We start from the raw sequence: 4,078 nt of genomic DNA on the forward strand, positions 1-4,078 counted from the left end.
TATTAGATTGCAACTTCTTGCATATATATCCATCCCTGACATTTCAGTTCTGATGATAAAACTCCAGTCTGTTCATCCGATTCTCCTGAAAGAGTTTTGATTGTACACATCCAATACCTACGCCGCATACATGCTTGGTATTATTGGTGGAACGTCATTATTGGACTATAAAGGGTCTCTTTATACAAAATTTGAGCAGCATACTCCTTATGGCACGAGTGAAATCATCAGGGGCGATAATTTTCTCCTCCTTCTGAGACATCAGAACCGCTGTGCTCCCCATATCATCCCGTACCGTTCTCATATTGCAGCCCTGAAACTGGCCGGCGCCCGCCGTATCATCGCCCTGGGATCAACCGGTTCATTACAGGAGCATATACCTCCCGGTTCCCGCGTAATTCCTGATGATTATGTATGTCTGACCCCGGTGCCGACCATCATGAATCACTCCATCGATCATGTCAATCCTGCGTTTGATCCACACCTGCGTTCCCTGCTGATACAGCTCTGCCCGGACGCAGTCCCGCATGGCACCTATATCCAGACACGTGGGCCAAGACTTGAGAGCAGGTCAGAGATCCAGTGGATGAAGAACATCGCAGACATTGTCGGAATGACGATTGCAAGTGAACTGACCGTTGCCTGTGAGATGCGTATTCCCTTTGCGGCGATATGCACCGTTGATAATTATGCAAACGGAATATGCAATGCTGAGATAAGCTATGAGTCTATCATCAGCACGGTCAGGGAAAATCAGGAGAAAGCCCTGGATCTCCTGGGTCGAATCATTGACGCCGTTGCCTGAAAGCATAAAACCCGCTTCCCCTCATACCATCCAGTCTGGGCAGATGGTTTTAATCATTTGGCAGAGTATCATAATGATGTCCAGTATACCTGCAGGTGATCTGATCTGGCTGTCATCACAATCCTGACTATTGGAGATCCAAAACAGTTTGCCTTCATTACCCGTTTATTTTCAGAGAACGGTGCGAAGATATCCATGAGCGCAGCCACCGATATCAAGGACACCATCAATAAATTGCAGACTGCGCATTATGACGTTGTCATCGGCGATTTTGATCTGGGGAAGGAAAACGGCCTAGATTTTATCGCCAGAGTGAAAAAACATATTCAATACAGTCCGGTGACCATCTTCACCGGGACCCAGGCTCCCGCTGTTGTGAAAGAGGCGGTCAAGGCAGGCATCGATTATTTCTTTCTCCAGGATGATGAGACCGAACTTGAAACTCTCCGGCTGAATACGTTTATCAGACAGACGATCAGGCAGAAACAGGGGGAAGAAGCCCTGCATTATGCAGATACCAACTTCCGGACGATCGTGGAGGCAACTGATGACTCCATTTACATGGTGGATCGTCATTTTCGGTATCTGTTCATCAATACCCCTCATCAGAAACGGCTCGGCATTTATGGGGAGAATTATGAGTCAAAGATGTACAAGGATCTCCATACCGAAGAGGAGACGCAGCGCTTTGTTCACTCGTTAAACCAGGTTATCACGCATAATAACTATTTTTCAGAGGAGTATGAGAAGGATGGCCGGTTTTATAACCGGAAGTTCATCCCCGTGCGATACCAGACCTCCCAGCAGACCCTTGCAGTAACGGTTGTCTCGATTGATATCACCGACCGAGTCAGGCTGGAGGATGAGGTAGCACGGGGTGCATCACTGGTCACGGCCACCTTTGAGTCCACATCAGATGGTATCTTTGTCGTTGACCGGGTGGGGAAGATCATCAACTACAACCAGAAATTTCTGGATATGTGGTTAATTCCTGAGTCGGTCATTGAAGAACGGGATGAAGAGGTCCTGCTGGCCTATCTTGAGGATCAGCTTGAGGATCGTGAATCCTTCATTGAAAAGATCAATTATCTCAAAGCTCATCCTGAAAGGGAAGCATTTGACATCCTTGAATTCCGGGACGGACGGGTATTTGAGCGTACGACGCTTCCGCAACGGATTGGTGGTACAATCATCGGCCGGGTCTGGACATTTAAGGACGTCACCGAGCAGAGAAAGACCCTCTCTACCCTCCAGGTTACCCAGGCAAATTACCGGAGCGTGGTTGAGTCAACAGGTGATTCAATCTTCATGGTAGACCGTGAGGGCTGCTATCTCTTCATGAACTCATATCACCGGAACAAGCTTGGGGACATTGCTGACAAATATCTGGAGAAACGCATGCGTGTCATGCTTCCGCCTGGTGAGGATCAGCGGTTTGATAAGGCACTCGAACGTGTTTTCTCAACGAAACGTCAGTATCAGGACGAGTTCCACTGGATGTCAAAGGATTATATCCGTCGGTTCACTCCGGTAAAAGATGAGAACTCAGAGGAGATACGGGCGGTCACGGTCGTTCTGACCGATATATCTGACTGGAAGGCAGCAGAGCAGGAGGTCAGGAACAATGAAGAGCGCCTTAAGATCCTCTTTGACTATGCCCCCGAAGCCTATCTTCTCACCGATATTAAAGGGACGTTTATCGAGTCCAACCGGGCAGCAACGGAGCTGACCGGGTATACCCCTGATGATCTGAAAGGCCGTAATATCTTTACGATGGGCCTGATTGGGTCCATGCACATCACCAAAACGGCAGTTCTCTTTGCAAAGAATGCCCTCGGGCGCCCGACCGGTCCTGATGAGGTTCATATCCACCGAAAGGATGGAAAAATTCTCTATGCAGAGGTTATGACATATCCAATCCGGATTCGAACCCAGAGTCTTGTGATGACGATTGCACGGGATATTACCGACAGGAAAGCGGCTGAGGAAGCATTAAAACAGCGTGAAGAGCAGTACCGGCTTCTCGTGAATAATGCTGGTGAGGGCGTCATTGTACTCCGTGACAGAAGAATTATCTTTGCAAATCCAAAATCATCCGAAATATTTGGATATTCATCAGAAAATCTGTTAAAACATACGATAACAGATATCATCCATCCTGATGATCAGGAAGAGTTCAATGCTCTTTTGGAACGGGCATTGTCTGGCGAACAGATTCATGCCGGTGTCTCTCTTCGTGCCTTTACCAATATTGGGGAAATGAGATGGCTTGAGGTCGGGATGGCAGAGATTATGTGGCAGAATCAGCCGGCAATTCTGCTTCTTTGTATGGATGTTACCAAACAGAAGATTGCACAGGATGCCCTGGTTCAGAGTAATCGTAAACTCAATCTGCTCTCTTCGATCACCCGCCATGACGTATTAAATCAGATCACAATCCTGCTTGCATACCTGGATCTTCTGAAAAAGAAGAATAAGGATCCGGAGCTTGAGCCGTTTATCGGAAAACAGGTTGAAGCAACCCAGTCTATCAGAAGTCAGATCGTATTTACTAAAGAGTACCAGGATGTCGGAGTAAAAGAGCCACAATGGCAGAACCTTGGTTCAACCATCGCGCATGCTAGGGAATATGGCCGGGTGGAGTATGTCACATGGGATGACAATCTGAATTCGATTGAGGTGTATGCTGATCCGCTTCTTGAAAAGGTGTTTTCAAACCTGATCTCAAACTCCCTGATGCATGGAGAGCACGTCACTCAGATCAGGTTCTTTACCGAAGAGACACCACACGGGCTGATTCTCGTGTATGAGGATAATGGTGTCGGAATTCCGGAGAAGGATAAAAAGAAGATTTTCCATCATGGATTTGGGAAAAATACCGGCTTTGGCCTCTTTCTCTCACGGGAGATCCTCTCTATCACCGGTCTTTCCATACATGAGACCGGTACTGAAGGCAAAGGGGCCAGGTTTGAGATAACGATACCCAAAAACCTGTACCGGATGGTTTAAACCTTATCAGAACGGGCATTTCCTTCCATACCTATAACACGTGGTCTGATTCTCCTAATGTGAATCAGGATAGTGCTTTATTTGCCCCGTTATCGGAACGATCTGTCAGGGAGTCAGATCCGATGGGGGATTATGATGGCATAGGGAAGGTGAATGCGGATGGATAGACGATTGAAGCATCATGGTTACATGGTGCCATACCTGATATCATCGATGGAGTATCTGCAGAGGAGAATGATATCCGGCTCTTTCGAAGAGGTATGA

2 protein-coding genes are annotated in these 4,078 nt (G+C 47.4%); both read left to right on the forward strand.

Annotated elements, in window-relative coordinates; genetic code table 11:
• Positions 1–100: 100 nt before the first annotated feature.
• Positions 101–805: an MTAP family purine nucleoside phosphorylase gene (locus tag PLA23_RS11140; protein WP_324475228.1), complete on the forward strand. Its 705-nt coding sequence runs from the start codon at positions 101–103 to the stop codon at positions 803–805.
• 129 nt (positions 806–934) lie between these two features.
• Positions 935–3,814, forward strand: coding sequence for a PAS domain S-box protein (locus tag PLA23_RS11145; RefSeq protein ID WP_324475229.1), 2,880 nt, complete (start codon positions 935–937; stop codon positions 3,812–3,814).
• The last annotated feature ends 264 nt before the right edge of the window (positions 3,815–4,078 follow it).

Source organism: Methanospirillum sp., assembly GCF_035406105.1.
Classification (GTDB): Archaea; Halobacteriota; Methanomicrobia; order Methanomicrobiales; family Methanospirillaceae; genus Methanospirillum.